13 protein-coding genes and 1 tRNA gene are annotated in these 21,491 nt (G+C 68.8%); 8 read left to right on the forward strand and 6 right to left on the reverse strand.

Annotated elements, in window-relative coordinates; translation table 11 throughout:
- The 4 genes from NWF34_RS21580 to NWF34_RS21595 form a co-directional block, all read left to right on the forward strand.
- The coding region (locus NWF34_RS21580; RefSeq protein WP_258326027.1) for a 13E12 repeat family protein at positions 1-727 on the forward strand (727 nt) is incomplete at its 5' end.
- A 385-nt stretch (positions 728-1,112) separates the two neighbouring features.
- The gene (locus tag NWF34_RS21585) at positions 1,113-2,588 is read left to right on the forward strand and encodes an FAD-dependent oxidoreductase (RefSeq protein WP_024498979.1); all 1,476 of its coding nucleotides are present in this window, start codon (positions 1,113-1,115) and stop codon (positions 2,586-2,588) included.
- A gap of 33 nt (positions 2,589-2,621) precedes the next feature.
- Positions 2,622-3,263 (forward strand): TetR/AcrR family transcriptional regulator, encoded by a 642-nt coding sequence (locus NWF34_RS21590; protein WP_024498980.1) that lies wholly within the window; start codon positions 2,622-2,624, stop codon positions 3,261-3,263.
- Positions 3,260-5,299, forward strand: coding sequence for a neutral/alkaline ceramidase (locus tag NWF34_RS21595; protein WP_258326028.1), 2,040 nt, complete (start codon positions 3,260-3,262; stop codon positions 5,297-5,299). The genes NWF34_RS21590 and NWF34_RS21595 overlap by 4 nt, the downstream gene beginning before the upstream one ends.
- Before the next feature lie 7 nt (positions 5,300-5,306).
- Here NWF34_RS21595 and NWF34_RS21600 read toward each other — a convergent pair whose 3' ends face one another.
- The 4 genes from NWF34_RS21600 to NWF34_RS21615 all read right to left on the reverse strand — a co-directional run bounded on the left by NWF34_RS21600 (position 5,307) and on the right by NWF34_RS21615 (position 8,764).
- Positions 5,307-6,821 (reverse strand): DUF4185 domain-containing protein, encoded by a 1,515-nt coding sequence (locus NWF34_RS21600; RefSeq protein WP_024498982.1) that lies wholly within the window; start codon positions 6,819-6,821, stop codon positions 5,307-5,309.
- Positions 6,822-6,863: 42 nt separating this feature from the next.
- Positions 6,864-8,054: an Ig-like domain-containing protein gene (locus NWF34_RS21605; RefSeq protein WP_024498983.1), complete on the reverse strand. Its 1,191-nt coding sequence runs from the start codon at positions 8,052-8,054 to the stop codon at positions 6,864-6,866.
- Between the two features lie 271 nt (positions 8,055-8,325).
- Positions 8,326-8,398, reverse strand: a tRNA-Lys gene (locus NWF34_RS21610).
- A gap of 144 nt (positions 8,399-8,542) precedes the next feature.
- Positions 8,543-8,764 carry a DUF3618 domain-containing protein gene (locus NWF34_RS21615; protein ID WP_024498984.1) on the reverse strand — a complete coding sequence of 74 codons (222 nt, stop codon included), beginning with the start codon at positions 8,762-8,764 and terminating at the stop codon, positions 8,543-8,545.
- A 148-nt stretch (positions 8,765-8,912) separates the two neighbouring features.
- On the opposite strand from NWF34_RS21615, the gene bcp reads away from it, so the two are divergent.
- Together bcp and NWF34_RS21625 are read left to right on the forward strand one after the other, a co-directional pair.
- Complete coding sequence (bcp, locus tag NWF34_RS21620; RefSeq protein WP_006437918.1) at positions 8,913-9,404, forward strand: thioredoxin-dependent thiol peroxidase; 492 nt, start codon at positions 8,913-8,915, stop codon at positions 9,402-9,404.
- A 9-nt stretch (positions 9,405-9,413) separates the two neighbouring features.
- Positions 9,414-10,040, forward strand: a complete 627-nt coding sequence (locus NWF34_RS21625; protein WP_024498184.1) for a TetR/AcrR family transcriptional regulator — start codon at positions 9,414-9,416, stop codon at positions 10,038-10,040.
- Positions 10,041-10,068: 28 nt separating this feature from the next.
- On the opposite strand, the gene NWF34_RS21630 is transcribed toward NWF34_RS21625, so the two are convergent.
- Together NWF34_RS21630 and NWF34_RS21635 are read right to left on the reverse strand one after the other, a co-directional pair.
- Positions 10,069-10,461, reverse strand: coding sequence for a holo-ACP synthase (locus tag NWF34_RS21630; RefSeq protein WP_006437916.1), 393 nt, complete (start codon positions 10,459-10,461; stop codon positions 10,069-10,071).
- Between the two features lie 38 nt (positions 10,462-10,499).
- Complete coding sequence (locus tag NWF34_RS21635) at positions 10,500-19,754, reverse strand: type I polyketide synthase (protein ID WP_258326029.1); 9,255 nt, start codon at positions 19,752-19,754, stop codon at positions 10,500-10,502.
- Positions 19,755-20,290: 536 nt separating this feature from the next.
- Here NWF34_RS21635 and NWF34_RS21640 point away from each other — a divergent pair.
- Complete coding sequence (locus NWF34_RS21640) at positions 20,291-20,716, forward strand: HIT family protein (RefSeq protein ID WP_024498182.1); 426 nt, start codon at positions 20,291-20,293, stop codon at positions 20,714-20,716.
- Positions 20,713-21,489: an NAD-dependent deacylase gene (locus tag NWF34_RS21645; RefSeq protein ID WP_024498181.1), complete on the forward strand. Its 777-nt coding sequence runs from the start codon at positions 20,713-20,715 to the stop codon at positions 21,487-21,489. The genes NWF34_RS21640 and NWF34_RS21645 overlap by 4 nt, the downstream gene beginning before the upstream one ends.
- Positions 21,490-21,491 lie beyond the last annotated feature (2 nt).

Below are 21,491 nucleotides of genomic sequence, written 5' to 3' on the forward strand. Positions count from 1 at the left end.
GAGTCACCGCGGGTTGCCGATACAGGTGATCGTCAAAGCCGACCTCAACGATCTGATCCGCGAAGCCGGGTTCGCCACCACCGCCACCGGCACCCTGATCCCCATCCCCGACCTCATCGACCTCGCCGCCGACGCCCAACACTGGCTGGCCGTGTTCAAAGACGCCACCGCGATACCGCTGTACTTCGGACGCGGCAAACGCCTGGCCACCCGCGAACAACGACTGGTGTCCTTCGCCCGACCCGACGGCGAGGTCTGCTCCACACCCGACTGCGACCTATCCGCAGCACACGTGGAAATGCATCACGCCCAACTCGATTGGGGCCTCGGCGGACTCACCGACATCACCGACCTCGCACCCGCGTGTCCGAAACACAATCGGATGGTCGGAGGGCAACCCGGCCAATACACCACCCGCATGGTCCGCGAGGGCCCCGACGCGGGCCGTTGCGCCTGGCGGCTCAACGCCGAACCCGGCGCGCCTCCGAATCCCGAACGCATCAACCGGCGACCCGACATACCCCGACGCTTCGCCGAGCACCTTGAACAGGTGCGCACCGAAATCCACGGACCCGACCCGGCGTCCGGCGATCAGCCACGCCTGCACCTGCGCCAAGTCATCGACCTGCGCAACGCCTCCGACGCCGAAGCCACCCTCGCCTCGATCCTCCTCGCAACCTTGTGCCCACGACCTGCGGGTACTTGGACCTCAATGATCCCGGAGTAGCTGCGGACGAACATCTCCCGCAGTACCGTGAGGCACATGCCAGCCTATTGGGTCATGTTCGTCGTCGCGCTGATCTCGTGCATCATCATCGGGGTCGGATTCATGGTCGGAATCCCCGGCAACAAGGACTGATTTCCGGTCCCTGATTCCGCGGCCGCGCCCGAGTGCGCGCCGTGATGATCGCGCGCGCAGATAAGTCTCCGCTTCATCGCCACTTCGGGCACACCGGCGCTACTCCCAAGCAGCGCTGTGCCGGAAGTGGCGATTCTACGTGTGTAGCGGGGTGTCGCACCTCACACTTCCCTGTTACTCTCTCGATACTTCAGGTCATCTGACCTGAACATGTGGTCGATACTCTCGCGCCACCAGGAGATCGGGGGATCACATGAGCACACACCTCTCACGCCGGAACTTCCTCGGCGGAACGCTGGCGGTGACCGGCGCGGTGGCGGGGGCTTCGCTCGTCGGTTCCGGACGGGCATCGGCGGCACCGTCGGGGATCGTCGACGTCATCGTCGTCGGAGCAGGACTGTCCGGACTCGCTGCTGCGAAGGCTCTCAAAGCCGCGGGAGCCTCGGTCACCGTGCTGGAAGCCCGGGAACGCGCGGGCGGCCGCGTGCACAACATCGCCTCGCCCAGGCTGGGTGCCACGCTCGACGCCGGGGCCGAATTCATCGGTCCGACACAGGGTCACATCGCCGGACTGGCGCGCGAGTACGACGTCCGAACCCTGCGCACCTACAACGCCGGCGACAGCATCTTCGTCAGCCGCACCGGCACGACGCGCGTACCCGCCGCCCTGCCGGTACCGGCCGTCGCCGACCTCGGACAGGCGGGTGCCGCCCTGGCCCGGGCGCAGGCCGATGCACTGGCCGGATTCCCCGTCGGCGAACCGTGGAAACACCCGAACGCCGCCTACCTGGACTCGATCACGTGGGGGCAGTACACCCACCAGATCGCCGACACCCAGACGGCGCGCGACCTGGTGCAGATCGCGATGTCGGCGCCACTGTCCGTCCGGCCCGACGAGGTGTCCGCGCTCTACTACCTCAACTACATCGCGGCATCCGGTGACGAACAGAATCCCGGGACCCTCGTCCGACTCCTGAGCACCGACGGCGGGGCGCAGGAGCGGCTCTTCGAAGGGGGCGCCGCACTCATCCCGCTGCGGATGGCCCGCGAGCTCGCCGCGAACGTGGTCTACCACGCGCCCGTCCGGTCGATCTCGTATTCCGACGGCATCGCGACCGTCACCGGCGACGCCGGAACCCACCGCGCCCGCCGTGTCATCGTCGCCATGTCCCCCGCCATCGCCGGCCAGATCGACTACCGCCCAGGGCTTCCCGCCGCACGCATCGGGATCCACCGCGGCTACCGGATGGGTGCGGTCAGCAAGTTCGCGGCGATCTACCGTCGACCGTGCTGGCGGGACAAAGGTCTGTCCGGGCAGGTCTACGGGTCCGGACGCCCCATCGATGTCACCTTCGAGAGCTACGCCGACAACCAGCACATCCTGATGGGCTTCATCTCGGCCGACGCGATGCGACGCCTCGACCACGCACCCGAATCCACGCTGGTCAGGGAGTGCATCGCCAACTTCGTCGAGTACTTCGGTCCCGAGGCACGGGATTTCATCGACCACGGTGTGTTCAAGTGGGACCTCGAACCGTGGTCGCGCGGCGGCCCGGTCGCCGTCAGCCGACCGGGGACACTAACCAGATACGGCCCCGCACTCCGCGAGCCCGTCGGCCCCATCCACTGGGCCGGGACGGAGACCTCGGACCACTGGACCGGTTACATGGACGGCGCGGTGCGCTCGGGCCGTCGTGCGGCACGCGAGATCCTCGATGACCTCAGATGACCCAACTGCGGTGACGGTGCCACGACCATGAGGATGCCTGTCGAGGAACGGCGAGAACTACTGCTGGAGTCCGCATTTCGGGTGATCGCCCGACGCGGGGTCGACGGCGCGACCACGCGAGCGATCTGCGCGGAGGCCGGCGTCACGCTGTCGACCTTCCATTACGTGTTCGCCACCCGTGACGAACTCCTCGCCGCACTCGTCGAGCACGGAACCGAGAAGGAGCTCAGCGCCGTGGGTGCGGCGCTCGGCGAGGGCACCCAGGACATCTTGCCGGGACGGGCCGGCGTGCTGGCGATTCTCCAGACCGCGCTCTCTGCCTACATCGACGGAGTGCAGGCCGACCCCGACCGTGAGCAGGCGATGATCTCGCTCAACCAGTACGCCAGGCAGACCGACGGTCTGAGCGACCTCGGCGCACAGATGTACCTCCGGTATTACGAGGCGATCGCCGGAGCACTCGACGGCGTCGCCACGGTCACCGGCACCGGCTGGGACCGGCCCACCACCGAACTGGCACCGCTCATCCTCGCCGCCACCGACGGAATCACCCTGTCGTACCTCAACATCCGCGACCGCACCGTCTGCGACCTCATCGCCGACGCCACGGTCACCAACCTGTCGACTCACATCGTCGACGCCCCAGAGAACGCCGGAAAGGGACCCACTACGTGAACGTGACACGGAGACAACTGATCGCCGGTGCGGCGGTGACCGCCGCGGGCGCCGGCCTGGCGCTGAACACGGGCCGGGCCGGTAAGGCGTCGGCGGCTCCGGCCGATTCGACGGACTACCTCGTCGGCTGCGGCATCGGCGACGTCACGGGTGCCGTCGCCGGACAGGGCATGATGGGCTACTCCAACCCCGAGCAGGTCGCGGCCGGACTTCTCCAACGATGCTGGGCGCGTGCCTACATCATCGTCGACCAGGCGACCGGCAAGCGCGTGGTCTTCCTGACCGCCGACATCGCCTGCCTTTTCCAGTCGCACCACATGGGGCTGATGGAGAAGCTGAGCAAGCGTTTCGGCTCGATCTACACCGAGGCGAACGTCAACCTCAACGCGCAGCATTCGCACGCCTCCTGCGGCGGAACCGCCTGGGACCACGCGTATTCGCTCGCCGCCTTCGGCTTCAAGAAGAACTCCTACGACGCCGAGGTCAACGGTATGTTCGCCGCCATCGTGCGGGCGCACGAGAACCTGGCCCCCGGTACGATCACCATCGGCCGCGAGGAACTACACAACGCCAGCGCGAACCGGTCCAAGGTCGCCTTCGACGCCAACCCGTCGTCGGAGAAGAAGCTGTTCCCCAATGCGATCGATCCGCAGGTCACCGTCCTGCGCCTGCGGCACACCAGCGGCAAGGACGTCGGGGCCATCACCTGGTTCTCGACCCATGGCACCTCGCTGGCCGACCACAACGTGCTGATCGCCGGCGACAACAAGGGGTACGCCAGCTACCTGTGGGAGCGCACCCGACCGGGCTTCGTCGCGGCTTTCCCACAGACGAACTCGGGTGACATGACGCCGAACCTCTCCCTCAAGTGGTTCACGCCGAGTGGGCCGACCACGGACAACAAGCGCAACTGCGAACTGATCGGTGAGCGCCAGTACATCGCCGGGCGACGCGCCTTCGACGCCAGCCGTCCGATGACGCGCGGCGGCGTCGACTCGGTCACCCGCTATGTCGACATGTCCGCGGTGCGGGTGTCCGGAACCTTCACACCCGACGGGAAACCGGCGTCGACGACGCCGGCGATGATGGGTGCAGCCGCCGCGGCGACCAGCAGCGAGGACAACTACGAGCAGCCGCTCCCCCTCCTCGTCGAGGGCATGACCAACCCTCTCGTCACCGCGCTCGGCGGTGACAAGACACCGCCGATCGCCCCGTGGGTGCGGGACATGCAGGCGCCCAAGCTGATTCTCTTCCCGCTCGGACTCATGCCGCCGTCGGGCTGGATTCCGTCCGTGGTCCCGCTGCAGATCATGCGGATCGGCGAGCTCGTGCTCGTCGCGGTCCCGGCCGAGGTGACCGTCGTCGCCGGACTCCGGCTGCGGCGGGTCGTCGCCGATGAACTGCGCGTCGACATCGACAACGTGCTCGTCCAGGGTTACGCGAACGCCTACACCCAGTACGTCACCACCCCGGAGGAATACGACCTCCAGCAGTACGAGGGCGGCGAAACCCAGTACGGCCGTTACACACTGCCGGCGTACATGCAGGAGTTCGCGAAGCTCGCCGGTGCCATGGCATCGGGTAGGGGTCTCGATCGCGGTCCGGCGCCGGTCGACAAGTCCGGCCTACAGCCGGATCTGGTCCCGCCGGTGCCCGCCGACCGGCCCATCGCCGGTCACGCCTACGGCGACGTGCTGAAGCAGCCCGGCGGGTCCCACCGTCCGGAGCAGACCGTGACCGTCGACTTCGTCGGCGCCCATCCCAACAACGACTTCCGCCATGGCGGAACGTATCTGGAGGTCCAGCGGCGCGACGGCGGGACCTGGAAGACGGTTGCCGACGACAACGACTGGTCCACCGAGTTCCGCTGGGCACGTCCGGCCGGCAGCACCGACACCTCGCGCATCACGATCACGTGGCGACCGCCCGCCGGGACATCGGGAACGTACCGGATCAAGTACAACGGCAACAGCCGTGACGGGGGCGGACGCGTCCGGGAGATCAGCGGTACATCGCGGACGTTCGAGGTCGGCTGAGCATCGGTCAGCGGATGCGCGCCCGCATCAATGAGACGTTGTAGTCGGTCCAGGTCGACATGGTGAAGTACAGATCCTCACCGCTCGACCACGGGTGCATGAAGCCACCGTAGAGCTGGGCGTATTTCGACGAGTGGACCAGTTCTGAGGGCTCGGACCAGAGTCCTTGTGGCTCACGGGCCTTGCGCAACATGATCGCCCCGCGGAAGGCATCGAGGTAGGTCAGCTGCCAGCGCTGCGACTTCTCGTCGTACCGGGCCGACACCTCGCCCGCGGGGCCGGCGAAGATCACCGAGGCGACATTGCCGTCCCGGGCCGGAACCCATCTTCCGTCGCGCCAGTACTGGTAGGCGGTCTTGTTCAGCACGTGATCGCGGTGGACCCGCGCCAGGCCCACGGAGCCGATCCGCGAGTTGGGCGTACCGAACATGTACACGTACTCGCCCTGCGGCACCATCGACGACACCTGGAACTGGCTCACGCCGAAGATGTTGTCCCATCGGGCGTACGGGTCCTTCGTCCACGTCGACCCGCCGTCGTCGGAGTAGGCGAGCCCACCGTGGTTGGTGAGCCACACCCCCGGGATCTCGCCCCACGTCCGCACCGACATGTAGGTCATGAACTGCCGGTCACCGACCGCGAAACCGGACGTCGGGATGACGGTCATCTCGTAGCGGTCGATGCGCCGTGCGCTGAGGAGTTCCGCGGCGTGGCATCGGCTGTCCTGGATCATCGTGTCGATGCTCATCCCGTCGGACAGCTTCTTGTCGCTCGAGAACCCGAGCACGTTGGAGCGCCAGTCCCGACCGTTGGCTCCCGGCGGACGGAACCCCTTGCCGAACGTGTCACCGAAGACGACGGCGACCTTGCCCGGCGTCGACTCCCACATGATCCCGAGGTCGGTGCCGTGGATCTGCCAGCGCTTGTCGGTGCGGCTCGTGGAACCCTTGCCGGTGAGCGTGCTGACGAGATCGACGTCGGACACGCGCGGACGCGCCGGCCTGGATGCGACCGGACCGGCGTCGACGCCGGGGGCGATGGCCGCGGGCGGTGGCGGGACCGGCGGCGGATTCGGGTTGGGCACCGGGACCGGGATGTCCTTCGGCGCCGGATCGAAGGTGATCTTCGGGAACTCGATGCTCAGGGCGGGCCCGCCGGTGCCGGGCTTCGGCTTGGGCGGGTCGGTGATGTCCGGGCACGGATCCGAGCACGGATCCTTCGGCGGTTTCTCCGACGGGATGCGCACCACCGGCTTCTCCGGGGCCGGCTCGGGCACCGGCACGATTCGCGGATACGGGAGCGGGATGCTGAACCGGTCGGGCAAGCGCGGGATCAGATCACGCGGATCGACCGGGCCCATCTTCGGCTTCGGTGGCAGGTCCGCCTCGCACCCCGAGCTCGGCAACACGATCGACGGTGCTGCGTGAACCACTGCAACCGAACCCCCGAGCGCGGTGCCGGCAACCGCCACCGCACAGGCCGGGACGATCCACCGGAGCCCTCCGCTCCTCAGCAGGCCCATGCGAGATCCCGGCGAGCGGGCCCCGGACAGACGAATCATGGATCAGGAGTCGTCCGCGTTGCCCTTGCGCCACTCCGACCACGGGATGTTCCAGTCACCGAGCCCGTCGGTGCCCGAGAGGGTGCCGCCCGTGGTGTTCTTGACGACCACCGGGTCGCCGCGCAACGTGTTGTTCATGACCCACAGCGCGTTCTCCGGGCTGAGGTTGAGGCAGCCGTGGCTGGTGTTGGTGTTGCCCTGGGCCCACACCGACCACGGCGCCGAGTGGAAGAAGATGCCGCTGTAGGACATCCGCGTCGCATAGTCGACGGGTGTGCGGTAGCCGTTGGACGAGGTGATCGGCACACCGTAGGTCGACGAGTCCATGATGATGTGGTCGTGCTTGTCGGCGATCAGGTAGACACCGTTGTCGGTCTCGTCACCCGGCTTGCCCATCGACGTCGGCATGCTCTTGATGACCTGGCCGTCACGCTCGAAGACAACCTGCTTGGTGTTGTCGTCGGCGGTGATGATCATCCTGCGGCCCACCGTGAAGTTGGTGCGTACGTTCTCCTGGCCGTACAGGCCGTCGCCGAGGTCGATGCCGTAGGTGTTGACGGCGACCCGCACCTTGGTACCGGGCTTCCAGTACTCCTTGGGACGCCACCGGACCTCGCTGTCGCTGATCCAGTAGAACGCGCCCTCGACCGGCGGATCGGTGGTGACCCGGATGGCCTTCTGCGCGGCGCGACGGTTCGGGATCGGCTCGTCGAACTTCACCGCGATCGGCTGACCGACGCCGACGGTCTCACCCGGGTTGGGGGTCAGGTAGGCCTGCGTCAGGTTGTTGGGGCTGCTGGTCGTGAAGGTGACCTTCTTGGTGACCGCGCCGCCGATGCCGACCGCGTCGGTCTCCAGCGTGTAGGTGCGGTTGTAGCCGAGCGCCTCGTTGCTGACCCAGACGGTGTCGTTGTCGCTGAAGGAGCCCTTGAGCGGGGTCCCGTCCGACTTGGTGATGAGCACGCGACTGAGAGTGCCCTCGCTCGTGGTGACCTTGATCGGGGCACCCGGCTGCACGCCGACCGTGTTGTCACTCAGCGGCTGATTGTTCAGTTCGGTGATGTCCACAGCGGGCTTGAGCAGGTCGTCGAAGAGGCTCGAGCTGGTCACGTTGTCGGAGTACGACGCCTCCTGTGAGCACGACGTCACGAGCGCGATGATCGCGAGCAGCACACCACTGATGATCAGCGGCATCCGTCGAGAAGAACGACCGATCCCCATCTCTCTCCCACCTGTCTCGACCGACTCCGATGACCGGACGGCCGAATGCGTCCCGAATCTCGCACCAGTGTACGAGAACCCGCCTGCAGAACTCCGTCTGTGTCGTCCGTTCGGCGGCGTGTCCTGCACGGTCCGGGCGACGATGCCCGGGAAATACTCGGCACGCCACAGACCCCGACGTCCCGCCGACCCGGGATACCACAAAACGCCCCGCAGCTTCTGCGAGGCGTCTTGTGAGACTCTGTGCGCCATCAGGGACTCGAACCCCGAACCCGCTGATTAAGAGTCAGCTGCTCTGCCAATTGAGCTAATGGCGCTTGCCGGTTTCGCCTCCGGTTTGCCTCCCGGCGGCGAGAAGGAACATTACAGGACACCGTCGCCAGTTGTGAAATCGCCTGGTCGGAACGGGTTTGTACGTGTCGTCGAGACTCTTGTTCCCGGCGGGCCGGCAGCGGCGTGGATCAGCTCGCGATCTTGCGGACCACAAAGACGAGCACGAGCGCGCCCACACCGGCGATCGAGTACATCACCGCGGGCTTCTGCAGCGTCGCCAGCGCTTTGGATTTGGCGTCGTCGGCGAGGCGCTGCGGGTTGGCACGTTCGGCGAGCGCGTCGAGCGTGTTGGCAAGGTCCTCACGGGCCCTGGCGATGTCCTGCTCGATACGTTCGGTGTCTCCGGCCACGTTGCATCCTTCCGGCGCTTCTCGCTCTGTCACGCGTCGTCACTGCTCACGCGTTGTCATTGACTTCCAGATCGCCGCCAGACGGCGGCGATTCGATGCTACGACATCCCCGCCTCGTGACATGTGACCATGCACTAGCCTGGCTCTCATGGCAGAGGTCACTCCCCCCGCGGAGGCACAGCGTTTGTCCGTCGGTGATCGCGCTCCCGCGTTCACCCTGCCCGATGCGAACGGGAATCCGGTGTCGTTGTCCGATTACGCCGGCCAGAAGGTCATCGTCTACTTCTACCCGGCGGCGTCGACGCCCGGTTGCACCAAGCAGGCGTGCGATTTTCGCGACAACCTCGCCGAGCTCGACGATGCGGGCCTCACGGTGCTCGGCATCTCCCCCGACAAGCCGGCCAAGCTGGCCAAGTTCGTCGAGGCGGAGGGACTCACCTTCCCGCTGCTGAGCGACCCCGAGAAAAAGGTGCTGACCGAGTGGGGTGCCTTCGGCGAGAAGAAGATGTATGGCAAGACCGTCACCGGTGTCATCCGCTCCACGTTCCTCGTCGACACCGACGGGACCATCGCCCTCGCTCAGTACAACGTCCGGGCGACCGGGCACGTCGCCAAGCTGCGCCGCGACCTGTCCGTGTGAGACATCGCGATGACCGAGTCCGCCCAGCCGCTGGTGCCGCGTAAGCGGCCCACCCAGGAACGCAGCAAGCGCAAGTTCCAGGCGATGCTCGAGGCGGCCCGCGAACTGCTGATCGACGTCGGATTCGAATCCCTGACCTGCGAGGAGATCGCGACCCGCGCCGAGGTCCCGATCGGCACGCTGTACCAGTACTTCGCGAACAAATACGTCATCGTCTGCGAGCTCGACCGGCAGGACACCGTCGACGTGCGCGAGGAGCTGACCGCGTTCGCCAGCGAGGTGCCCTCGCTCGAGTGGCCCAGTCTTCTCGAGAAGTTCCTCGACCACCTCGCGGCGCTGTGGCGCACCGATCCGTCGCGGCGTGCGGTGTGGCTGGCGGTCCAGTCGACCCCGGCCACCCGCGCGACGGCGTCGGAGAACGAACGCGTCCTCGCCGAGCAGGTCGCACGAATAATCGCGCCGCTCACGCCTTCTCAGCGTGAACGGCGCGAGATGATGTCGCAGGTGCTGGTGCACACGGCGTACTCGTTGCTCAGTTTCTCGGTGCAGGACGGCCACGACCACGACGAGACCGTTGCCGAGCTCAAGCGCATGCTCGCCGGCTATCTGCTGCTCGAGGAGTCGACGGCGGTCTGAACCCCGGGTCGTCGCGTTCTGCGGGGCGCTATCGGCCCTCGAGGATCGCAACCGCCGCAGCCGTGTCCCCGTCGTGGGTCAACGACACGTGGACGACGGTGTCGCGCAGATGATTACCGATCTCACCGGACAACCGGATCGCCGGCCGGCCCCAGGTGTCGGTGACCACCTCGATGTCGCTGTGCCGGATCAGCGGCAACAGCGGGGAACGCGAGAACCGGCTCACCGACCACGCCTTCACCACGGCCTCCTTGGCCGCCCAGCGCGCGGCGAGATGCCGTGCATCGTCGCCGGTTCCGGCAGCCGAGTCCCGACGCTCGCCGACCGTGAACCGGTCGGCGAACGTCGTACCCGGCTGCCGGAGCTGCTCGGCGAATTCCGGGATCGACACGATGTCGATGCCCACTCCGAGAACGCTCATCTCCCCCGGCTTCGCCTCACTTCCCGAATCCGCTGCGGTCAACGGTTTTCCGGCACCCGACCGGAACCGTACACATCCGCCTCGTCGAGACGCACCGACGGATCGAGCAGCATGCCCGCCTCGGCGTCGTGCTCGTCGACCGACTCGTCGAAGCGGCGGTTCGGCGGACGCTGGTAGGCAGGCTCGCCCCCGCAGATCGACTGCAGGAAGCGCTGGCTGCCCAGACGTGCACGCTCGTCGGCGCGCTGCCGGTAGGTCTCCCGCTCCTCGGGTGCCAGGGAGGCGATGAACGCCTCCGGATGGACGACCGCGATGAGCCCGGACACGTGCCCGAAGCCGAGGCTGGTCAAGAGACCGGCCTTGAGCGGGAACCGCTCGCCCAGCTGCAGGGTCTCGCGCGGCCAGACCAGGTGCGGGTACTCCTTCATCTTCTCGTCGACGCAGTCCAGGCTGCGGTTCGGCGGGATGATGCCGTCACGGAGCATCTGGCACAGACCGATCAGCTGGAAGGCGGCGGCGCCACCCTTGGCGTGACCGGTGAGCGACTTCTGCGACACCACGAACAGCGGGGCGCCCGTACCGCGTCCGATCGCCTCGGCGAGCCGTTCGTGCAGCTCGGACTCGTTGGGATCGTTGGCCTTCGTCGACGTGTCGTGCTTGGAGACCAGCGCGACGTCATCGGCGCCGACCCCGAGCACGCTCAGGGCGTTGGCCAGCGGCGAGGACAGTGCGCCGCGGGCGGCGCCCAGCGCACCGAGTCCCGGAGCCGGGATCGAGGTGTGCACGCCGTCGCCGAAGCTCTGCGCCCACGCCACCACGCCGAGGACCGGCAGACCCATCTGCGCCGCGACATCGCCGCGGGCGAGCAGGATCGTGCCACCACCGGCCGACTCGACGAACCCGCCCCGTCGACGGTCGTTGGCTCGCGAGAACCGGCGGTCGTCGATGCCGCGTGCGGTCATCTTCGCCGAATCGGCGGTCGCCGACATCGCGCCGAAGCCGACGATGCCCTCGATGCCGAGATCGTCGAATCCGCCGGCCACCGCGAAGAGCGCCTTGCCGAGACGGATCTTGTCGACGCCCTCCTCGACCGACACCGCCGCCGTGGCGCACGCCGCGACCGGGTGGATCATCGCGCCGTAGCTGCCCACGTAGGACTGGACGACGTGTGCCGCAACGATGTTCGGCAGCGCCTCCTGCAGGATGTCGTTGGCGTTCGCCTCACCGAGCAGGGTGTTGACGTACAGGTCTCGCATCGACGCCATGCCGCCCATACCGGTGCCCTGGGTGTTGGCCACGAGGCCGGGGTGCACCCACCGCATCAGTTCACTCGGTGTGAAGCCGGACGACAGGAACGCGTCGACGGTGGCGACCAGGTTCCACAACGCGACCCGGTCGATTGCCTCGACCATGTCGGGGCTGACGCCCCAGCGGGTCGGGTCGAAACCGGTCGGGATCTGACCGCCGACGGTGCGGGTCAGCGAGAACTTGCGCGGCACACGGATCTCCGTGCCGGCCAGGCGGGTGACCTGCCAGTCGCCGTCGGGGTTCTGCGTCACCCGGGTCTTCTCGGGGTCGGCACTGGCGAACGCACGGGCCTCGGCCTCCGAGTTGACGGTGAAGGTCAGGTCCTCGTCGAGGAACACCGAGGTGAGCAGCGGCGAGGTGTTGTCGACCATCGCGCCGTCGTCGGCGTAGCGGCGGATGCCGCACCGCGAGACGACCTCGTCGTGGTAGCGCTCGGCGATCTCGCTCTCCGGCACCGGATCACCGGACTCGGTGTCGTACCAGCCCGGCTTCGGAGCCGAATCCCAGTGGATCAGACCGGTGTTCCAGGCCAGCTCGAGAACACCTGCCGCCGAGAGCTTCTCGTCGACCTCCATCTCGAAGCGGGTCCGTGCCGAACCGTACGGTCCGAGCTCGCCGGCACCCACGATGACCACCAGGTCCTCGGGACGCGCGTCGATCGACGGCCATTCCGGACGCATGCCGCGCGGTGCGCGGGCAGGTGCCGGGAGCGCGGCGACGGTGGTCGACGCCGGTGCCTCGTCGGCGTCCTCGGCGGCCTCGGCAGCGGCTGCAGCAGTGGCCGCGAGCGCCTTGAGGTCGGTCGAGGCGTCGAGCCCGCCGGTGAAGTCGGCCAGGACGGGCGCGTCGACCGCGGACGCACGCTGCTCGGGCGTGCACAGCGTCAGCAGGTTGGCGGCCATCTCCTCGGTGCTCCAGGTGCGGACACCGGCGGCTTCGACCGCGTCGACCATGCCGTCGTTGTGGCCCATCAGCCCGGTGCCGCGCACCCAGCCGATGAGAGCGTGGGCCAGGGTGGTCTTCGACCCCCACGACTCCTCCGCCGACCAGCGCGTCACGAGCGCGTCGAGGGCGGCCTTGCTCTCGCCGTAGGCGCCGTCGCCACCGAACATGCCGCGGTTCGGGGAACCGGGCAGGACCACGTGGAGGCGGGCCGCGATGTCGTGGTCGGAGTGGACCTCCGCCAGACCGGCGATGAGCCGCTCGACCGACCAGAGCAGGACCTTCATCTCGAGCTCGGCGCGAGCACCGGCGTCGGTGAGATCTCCGGCCACCCGCGGGGCGGCGAACGGGAACAGCATCGTCGGCTTCATGGCCGGCTTCACCACCGCGGTCGTGCCGCCGAGGTTCTCGGTCTGTTCCGTCGCGACCCACTCGACCAGGTCGTCGACGTCGTTGTACGACGCCATGTTCGCCGGGGCGATCCACAGCGCGGCACCGGTGCGGGCGTTCTCGCGGTAGAGCTTCTTGTAGAAGGCCAGACGTTCGGAGGTCAGTCGCGAGGTCGTCGCGATGACGGTCGCGCCACCGGCGAGGAGGCCCGCCACCACACCCGCGGCGATCGACCCCTTGCTGGCGCCGGTGACGACGGCGATCTCGCGGCTGTAGATGCCCTTCTCCGGGTTCTCGGCAGCGTGCGCGATCGCCCCGAAGACGCGGCCGTGCACGGCGTTTCCGCTCGCGAGGGCCTTGCCCTGCCACCAGGTGGCGTGTTCGGCGACGGTGTCCCCGGCTCCGACGAACCCGCCGACGACCTTCTCGAAGTCGGCGTCGAGCTCGTGCTCGTCGGTCAGCCAGAGACGGACGAGATCCTCACGGGCGGTTGCCCACCGGTCGTCGATCAGGACGATCTTGGCGTCGTCGAACGCCGGTGCGACGGTGCGCGCCCAGTCCGATCCGAGTTCGGCACTGACGAGTTCGGCGAGCTCGGCGTTGGGGTCGGCCGCGGCCTCGGCGAGGTCGGCGACCTCGGCGAGTCCCAGCTTCTCCAACACCGTGTAGGCCGCCGAGGCCAGCGCTCCCGAGCGACCGGTGATCTGCTCGGTGAACTCACCGAGAGCGGCCGCGTCAACCGTTGCGCCGCCGCCGGATTCGCCGGCGGGCTTGCTCACCGCGATACCCTTTTCGGCACCCACGGCGGTGACCGCCTTGTCGATCAGCGTGTCGAGCGCGTCCGCGTTGGCGACCGGGCCGTCGAGCAGGTTGCCCAGTGCCTCGCCGCGGACCGAGGCACCGTCCCGGGTACCGAGGGCGAGCGCCACGGTCGCGTGCAGGCCCCAGCCGGGTCCGAGCTGCCACACGTTGGCGACCCGGTCGGTGATGTAGTTCTGGCGCTTGCCCACTGGGCCGAGGACCTTGCGGATCTGGTCGCTGACGGCGTCGGTCAGGACCGGACCCAGCGGCCGGTAGCCGCGCGCCAGGGTCTCCACGGTCGATGCCAGTGCGACCATGTCGGCCTCGGCCGCACCGTCGATGGCGCCGAGTCCGAGCTCGCCGCCGATGTCGAGCAGGAGCTGGTTGCGACGCGAGGACACACCGTCACACAGCGCCTCGATGGTGTCGGCCGCACCGATCTGGTCGACGCGCATCTTGGTCCACAGCGCGATCACGGACTTCACCGCATCCGATGGGGTGAAGGCGATGTCGTCGGGACGCGGGCCGCCGGCGGGGGCGGCCGGAGCTGCCGCCGGAGCCGGTGCCGCCGCGGCGGGCGCCGCCTCCGCCAGAGCGTCGGCCGACGCTGCGGGGGCGTCGATCTCGTCCTCGTCCGGCTCGTGGCCGGCGTCCTTGGCCAGGATCACGTCGGAGTCGCGTTCGACGTTCACGACCTCGGTGGTGGCCGAGGCGTAGTCGTCGAGCTTGAGGGTGTTGTTCGCCAGACCGGTCAGGGTGGGGGCACCCTTCAAACCGATCTCGACGAAGCGCTGCACGCCGAGACCGTTGCGCTCCGGACCGCTGAACAACAGGTCCTGGGTCTCGATCCAGCGCACCGGGCTCGCGAACTGCCAGGCGAGCAGCTCGATCAGGAGGACACGGGCCAGCTCGGCGGGCTTCGCGGTCCAGGAGTCCCAGTCGGCGAGAACGGCGTTCAGCGGATCGGACGGCACGAGTGCCGCGATCTCCTCGACGAAATCGCGTCCGAGGTTGAACAGGCGCGGCACCAGGTTCGGGATGTAGCGACCGATCAGGATGTCGATGTCGATGTCGGTGGGCAGCAGTTCCTCGAGCTTGCCGCGGAACTCCGGCACACCCGCGCGCAGCACGCTGGAGTGGAACGGGACGTCGATACCCGGGATGACGATGAAGGCCCGCTTGCCGCCGAACTCAGCACGGCGACGGTCGATCTCGGCCTCGAGGTGTTCCAGGCCGCGGACCGTTCCGGCGATCGCGTACTGCGAACCGAGCAGGTTGAGGTTGACGACCTCGAGGAACTCCCCGATCTCCTCGCCGAGGCCGGCCACGAAGCCGGTCACGTCGGCATCGGCGAGTCCGAACTGGCTCGGCCGGATCGCGGCCATGCGGTAGTCGCTGCGGCCCTGCTCATCTCGGGGAACGAGATGGTGCATGGCCTCGCCGCGCTGGAACACGACCTCGAGGACGGCCTCGAGCGGCAGGACTCCGGCACAGGCCGCGAGTGCGTTGTACTCACCGACCGAGTGACCACAGGTGATGGCGCCCTCGACGAACCCGCCGGCTTCCTTGAGCTCGGCGATCTGCGCGACACCGAGGGTCGCCATGGCGACCTGGGTGAACTGCGTCAGGTACAGCACGCCGTCGGGATGGTTGTAGGTGGTGCCGTTGGCGACCAGGGTCGTCGGGTTGTCCCGCACGACGGCCAGGATCGAGAAGCCGAGTGCCTGGCGGGTGTGCTTGTCGGCGCGGTCCCAGATCTTGCGGGCGGCCTTCGAGCGCGACCGTGCGTCGAGGCCCATGCCCTTGCTCTGGATGCCCTGGCCCGGGAACGCGTAGACGGTCCGCGGGGCGGCCAGCAGGCCGGTGGCGCTCATGACCAGGTTGTCCCCGACCTTGGCGCTGACCTCGACGACCTCGCGGCCGTTGTCGAGACCGACGCGGTCGACGCGCACGGTGATGGTGTCGCCGAGGCGCACCATGCCCAGATAACGTGCCGTCCATCCGATCAGCGGACGCGCCGACGGCGTCGGGTTCTTCGAGTCGGTGGCGGTGACGACCTGCTGAGCGGCGGCCGACAGCCACATGCCGTGCACGATCGGCTCACCGAGTCCGGCCAGCTTGGCGGCCGAGGCGTCGGTGTGGATCGGGTTGCGGTCACCGGAGACGACGGCGAAACCGTGCATCCGGTTCGGCGCGGTGATGGTGGCCGAGCGGAGCAGTTTGCGGGTGGCCGACTGCTCGGCCGTCGGTGCACCGCCCGCCCGGAGTGGGTCGGTGAGCTCGGCCGCACCGAGGCGTCCGCGGATCGCGAACCGCTCCTCGAGGGTGGCGATCGGTCCGGCCGGTCCGGCGATCTCGACCGAGACCTCGACGACACGCCCCACCTCGGAGTCGCGCACCGCTCCGGTCCGCGCGGTGATCGTCAGTTCGGCGGTCTCCGTGGGGATTTCACCGGTGAGGGCGATCGCATGGTCGAGGTGGACCAGGTCGAGCAGGCCCTCGACGACCGGTGCGCCGGTCTCCGTGCGGGCCGCACCGATGACACTGAACACGCTCGGCCAGCAGGCGCCGACCAGGGTGTCGGGGACGGCGAAGCCGAAGGGTTCCGTCGGCGTGGTCGGGCGCAGGTTCGCGGGCAGGGAGAAGCCGGTCACCGACGCGTGGTCGGCCACCGAGTCCGGCTGCCAGGTGATGGAGGTGGTCGCGGTGCCGTCGGTCACCTCGGCGAGGTCGCCGCCCGCGGCGACGGTGAGGATCTCGGTCATCGCGCCGGCGGCGTCGTCGAGTCCGACGACGGGCGAGCCCCCGTCCCGCACACCGAGGCCGGCGAGCAGCGGGATACGCACAGCCGCACCGGAGATCGGGACCACGAGATCGAAGCGGGTCACGCCGTGCTCCGAACCGACCTGCTCGATCACCGCACCGGTGGGCTCGTGCTCGGCACGTTCGGGGGCGACCACCGACCAGGCGTCGCGGTCACCGAGGAGCGCGACCGGGCTCGGGACGATCCGCCCCGCCCAGCTCACGTCATCGGACTCCAGGACCGCGGTCAGGACACCGGCGTCGGGGACCAGTCCCGCGCGATGTCGGGAGGCGACCTGCGCCGAACGCACCCCTGCGGTCAGCAGATCGGTGACGACTCGGGCCTCGAAGCGGTCCAGCAGTTCGCCGACCGGCTCGTCGACGCGGGTGATGCCGGCGACGGCGACCGGGCCCGGGATGACGCAGACGGCATCGGCGCCGTAGCGCGCGTCGTGGGCCTGCCACAGCGAGTCGCTACGCCACCAGCGGCGCACGTCCTTGTCGATGACCGGCACGAAGTTGACCGGCTTGCCCGGGGTGCGGCAGAGCTCGAGGAAGAACGCGACGTCGGCGGGATGCAGGATGTCGGTGTCGATCTCGCGGTAGACGCTGCCCAGCGCGTCGATCGCGGCGTGCGGATCGTCGGTGGCGGACAGGTCGGCGAACATCGTCGGGATCGGGCCCGAGTCCTGCGGGTGCATGCGGGCCTCGGTGCGCTGCAGCATCTCGACGAAACGCTGCTGCCAGGTGATGTCGGCCCACGGATGCTGATCGCCGTGTGCATCGCCGACCGCGAGGGTGGCGTAGCGTTCGAGCCATTCGCGGTAGGTCATCGTGGCGACGTCGCCGAAGTACGGCTTGGCGGTGTCCGCCATCGCCGCGATGATCTCGTCGCGGCGGGCGGCGACGGCCTCGGCGTCACCGGCGACCTCGTCGAGCAGACGGCCACAACGCGAGGCGGTGTTGTCGACCTCGTGGATGTCGGCGCCGAGCTGCGAACGGCCGGAAGCCATTCCGGCGGTGGCGTGGCCCGCTCCGATCCACTCGTCGATACCGGCGGTCTCGACCAGCAGCTGCTTGACCTCGGGCGTGGTGGTGGCCTCCTTGGTGGCCATCGCCGCGGTGCCGACGAGGATGCCGTCGAGCGGCATCAGCGGGTAGCCGTAACCGGTCGACCAGACGCCGGTCAGGTATTCGCTGGCCCGCTCCGGGGTGCCGATGCCACCGCCGACGCAGATGACGACGTTGGGCCGGGCACGGAGTTCGCCGTAGGTGGCCAGCAGCAGGTCGTCGAGGTCCTCCCACGAGTGGTGGCCACCGGCGCGGCCGCCCTCGATCTGGACGATGATCGGGTGGTGCGGGACCTCCGCGGCGATCCGGACGACCGAGCGGATCTGCTCCACGGTGCCCGGCTTGAAGGCGACGAAGCGGAGTCCGGCCTCGACGAACTCATCGACCAGGGCGACCGCATCCTCGAGCTCGGGGATGCCGGCCGAGACGATGACGCCGTCGAGCGGTGCGCCCTGGGCGCGGGCCTTCTGCACCAGGCGCTTGCCGCCGAGCTGCAGCTTCCACAGGTAGGGGTCGAGGAACAGCGCGTTGAACTGTGCCTCCCGGCCCGGCTCGAGCAGATCGGTGAGGGTGGCGATGTTGCGGGCGAAGATGTCCTCGGTGACCTGCCCACCGCCGGCGAGCTCGGCCCAGTGGCCGGCGTTGGCGGCGGCGGCGACGATCGCCGGGTCGACGGTGGTCGGGGTCATGCCCGCGAGCAGCATCGGCGAACGACCGGTGAGACGCGTGAACGCGGTCTCGACGACGGTGCGACCGTCGGGCAGCTCGACGAGGGTGGGGGTGAACTGCGACCACGGGGCGGCGACCTCGGGAACGCCGCCCGGGCTGAAGAGGTTGCGCTGCCCGACGCGCAGCGCCGCGGGGACGAGGCCGACGCCCTGACCGCGGACGAGCGAGGAGGTGAGACGGGTCGCGATGTCGGCGGGACCGAAGTCGAGGATCCACTTGGCGCCGCCGGCGACGACCTCGTCGACGGAGGAGACCCAGTCGACGTGCGCGACGAGGATGTCGTGGGCGTGGCGGGTGGCGAGCTCGCGGTCGATGCCGCAGCGGTCGGCCCACTCACCGACGAGTTCGACGGCCTCGGCCATGTTGGGGTGATGGAAGGCGACCGACACCTGCAGGTGGTCGAACTTCGGGGCGAACGGCGCGCCGCCGGTCAGCTTGCGCTTGCGCTCGTCTGCCTCGGCGGCGGCGATGCGCTCGCAGAGGGCGACGAAGCCGGCGAGGTGACGGGGGGCGCCGGAGAGCACGAGTGCATTGCGGCTGTTCTTGATCGACACCACGGGCGCCGTGGCCAGGTCGCTCTCGGCCAGACCGGCGCGGTACTGGTCGAGGATCTCGTCGACGCGCGCCGGGGTGACGTTGTTGACCGCGAGCATCGGCGCGCCGTCGGTGGTGACACCGAGTCCGCGGCGGCGCGCGATCAGTGAACCTGCGGCGCCGATGAGGTGGGCGACGGCGAGCAGCAGGCCCTGTCCGGCCTCCGCGGCGCTTCCCTCGGCTCCGACCGCGTCGGTGGCCAGGGAGCCTTGCGAATGTCCGATGACGGCGTTGGGCGGGAGGGTGGCGGTGTCGAGCCCCTGCTTGCGCAGCGCCTCGATGGCGGCGAGCTGGGTCAGCAGCACTCCCGGACCCGAGAGCGTGAAGTCGGCGAGTGCGGCCTCGGTCGGCACCTCTTCGCCTGCGTCGTGTGCGTGAACCCACGCGAGCGGGTGGAAGCCCTCGGCGCGGGCGACGACGAGGTCGTCGGCGACCGGCGCGACGAGCTGTTCCGCGGCCTCCACGATGGCGGCGATCCGGTGTTCGAGGTCGGCGTCTACGACCAGCTCGGCCAGCGTCGGCAGCCACGCGCCGCCCTGACCGCCGAAACTGATCGCGTAGGGCTCACCCTGGGCGAGCCGGTCGATGAGGGTGGTGGTGGGGCGCTCGGCGTTGGCGGCGCCCTGCGAGCCGGTACGGAACTGGTCGACGGTCACGAGTACTCCTCTGTGGTGGTCGGTCTCGGTGGTCGGCGGAGTGTTGGGTGCAGGCGGGAGCGCCGGCGAATTCCTCGTCGATGAGAACGGGGTCGTCCACGACACCGGGGGCATCGCAGGCGACAACGACCTCGGCAGCCCTGCCTGATCGGAACTAACGGGTACAACGGATGGACACGCCTGCCACACATGGACATTGACAATCCCCGGCTCGTTGAGGAGTCGTCTGGGACGTGAACGTGACACCCATGATGACACACGAAAGTGAGGGATTCCTCATGTTTCCGGGTGACCTACCGGTATACCCATCAGTAACCCCGTGGGTAACTTGAAACACCATGTCAACGACCATCCGAAGGGTTGCGAAACCGCCAGGCCAGGCAACGTACCCGGCGGCGGGTCGACGGCCGAGCGCGCGCTCGGTCAACCGTTATGAAACCGTGATGTGATCCGGGCCACGCCGGCGTTCCGTCGGTGAGTCTGCGTCCGTCGCGAGGTGCCCCGGCACACATCGCCCGTGCCCTAGAGTCGGGCGCATGAGCAGTTGCATCTTCTGCGCCATCGTCGCGGGCACGGCTCCGGGCCGGATCGTCTACTCCGACGACGATGTCGTCGGTTTCCTCGACATCCGGCCGATCACACGCGGGCACACCCTGCTGGTCCCCCGCGTCCACTCGTCCGGCCTCGACGACCTCGACCCGTCCCTCGGGGCGGCCCTCTTCGCCGCCGGCCAGCGGGTCGGGTCGGCCATGAGGTCCGGACCGATGGCCGCGGACGGGGTCAACCTGGCCCTCAACGACGGCCGGGCCGCCTTCCAGACCGTCCTCCACACCCATCTGCACGTCGTGCCCCGCCGCGACGGCGACAAGCTCAGCTTCGCCAAGGGGCTCGTCGTGCGCCGCGACCCGAACCCCGACGAGACCGCCGACCTCGTCCGCGCATCCCTCGAGGCCACGGGATGACCGGCCTGATCATCCCCGAGGCGGTGATCGATCTCGTCCGGGACGCCGAGTGGATCACCGTCTTCAGCGGGGCCGGCATGTCCGCCGAGAGCGGGATCGCGACCTTCCGCGACGCGCAGACCGGACTGTGGGAGACCTTCGATCCGGCCGAACTCGCCACCCCGGAGGCGTGGGAACGAGACCCCGCCCTCGTCTGGGGCTGGTACCGCTGGCGCGCCCGCGAGGTCCTTGCCGCCGAACCGAACGCCGGACACCGCGCACTCGCCGAACTCGGCGCCTCCCGCACCGTCATGGTCGTCACCCAGAACGTCGACGACCTGCACGAGCGCGCCGGAAGCGACGTGGTCAGCCACCTCCACGGAAGCCTCTTCGCGCCGCGCTGCTCGGTGTGCCACACCCCCTACGACGGCCCGGACGCACGGCCCTCACCGACCGATCCCGACACCGAACACGTGCAACCCCGGGTGACGCCGCCGACCTGTCCGCGCTGCGGCGGCGACGTCCGCCCCGGTGTCGTCTGGTTCGGCGAGGCACTGCCGACCGACGACTGGCAGCGCGCCGATCAGGCGTTCCGCGCGGGTGAGGTGGTGATCGTCGTCGGCACGAGCGGCATCGTCTACCCGGCCGCGTCACTACCCGAACGTGCTGTACGCGAAGGCATCCCGGTCATCGAGTTCAATCCCGCCGAATCGTCGGTGTCCGAGTTGGTCACCCACAGTCTGCGGGTCCCGGCCGCCGCGGGGCTGCCGGCCCTGCTCCGCGCGCTGGACTGACG

The organism is Gordonia sp. GONU, assembly GCF_024733855.1.
GTDB classification, from domain to species: Bacteria; Actinomycetota; Actinomycetes; order Mycobacteriales; family Mycobacteriaceae; genus Gordonia; species Gordonia amicalis.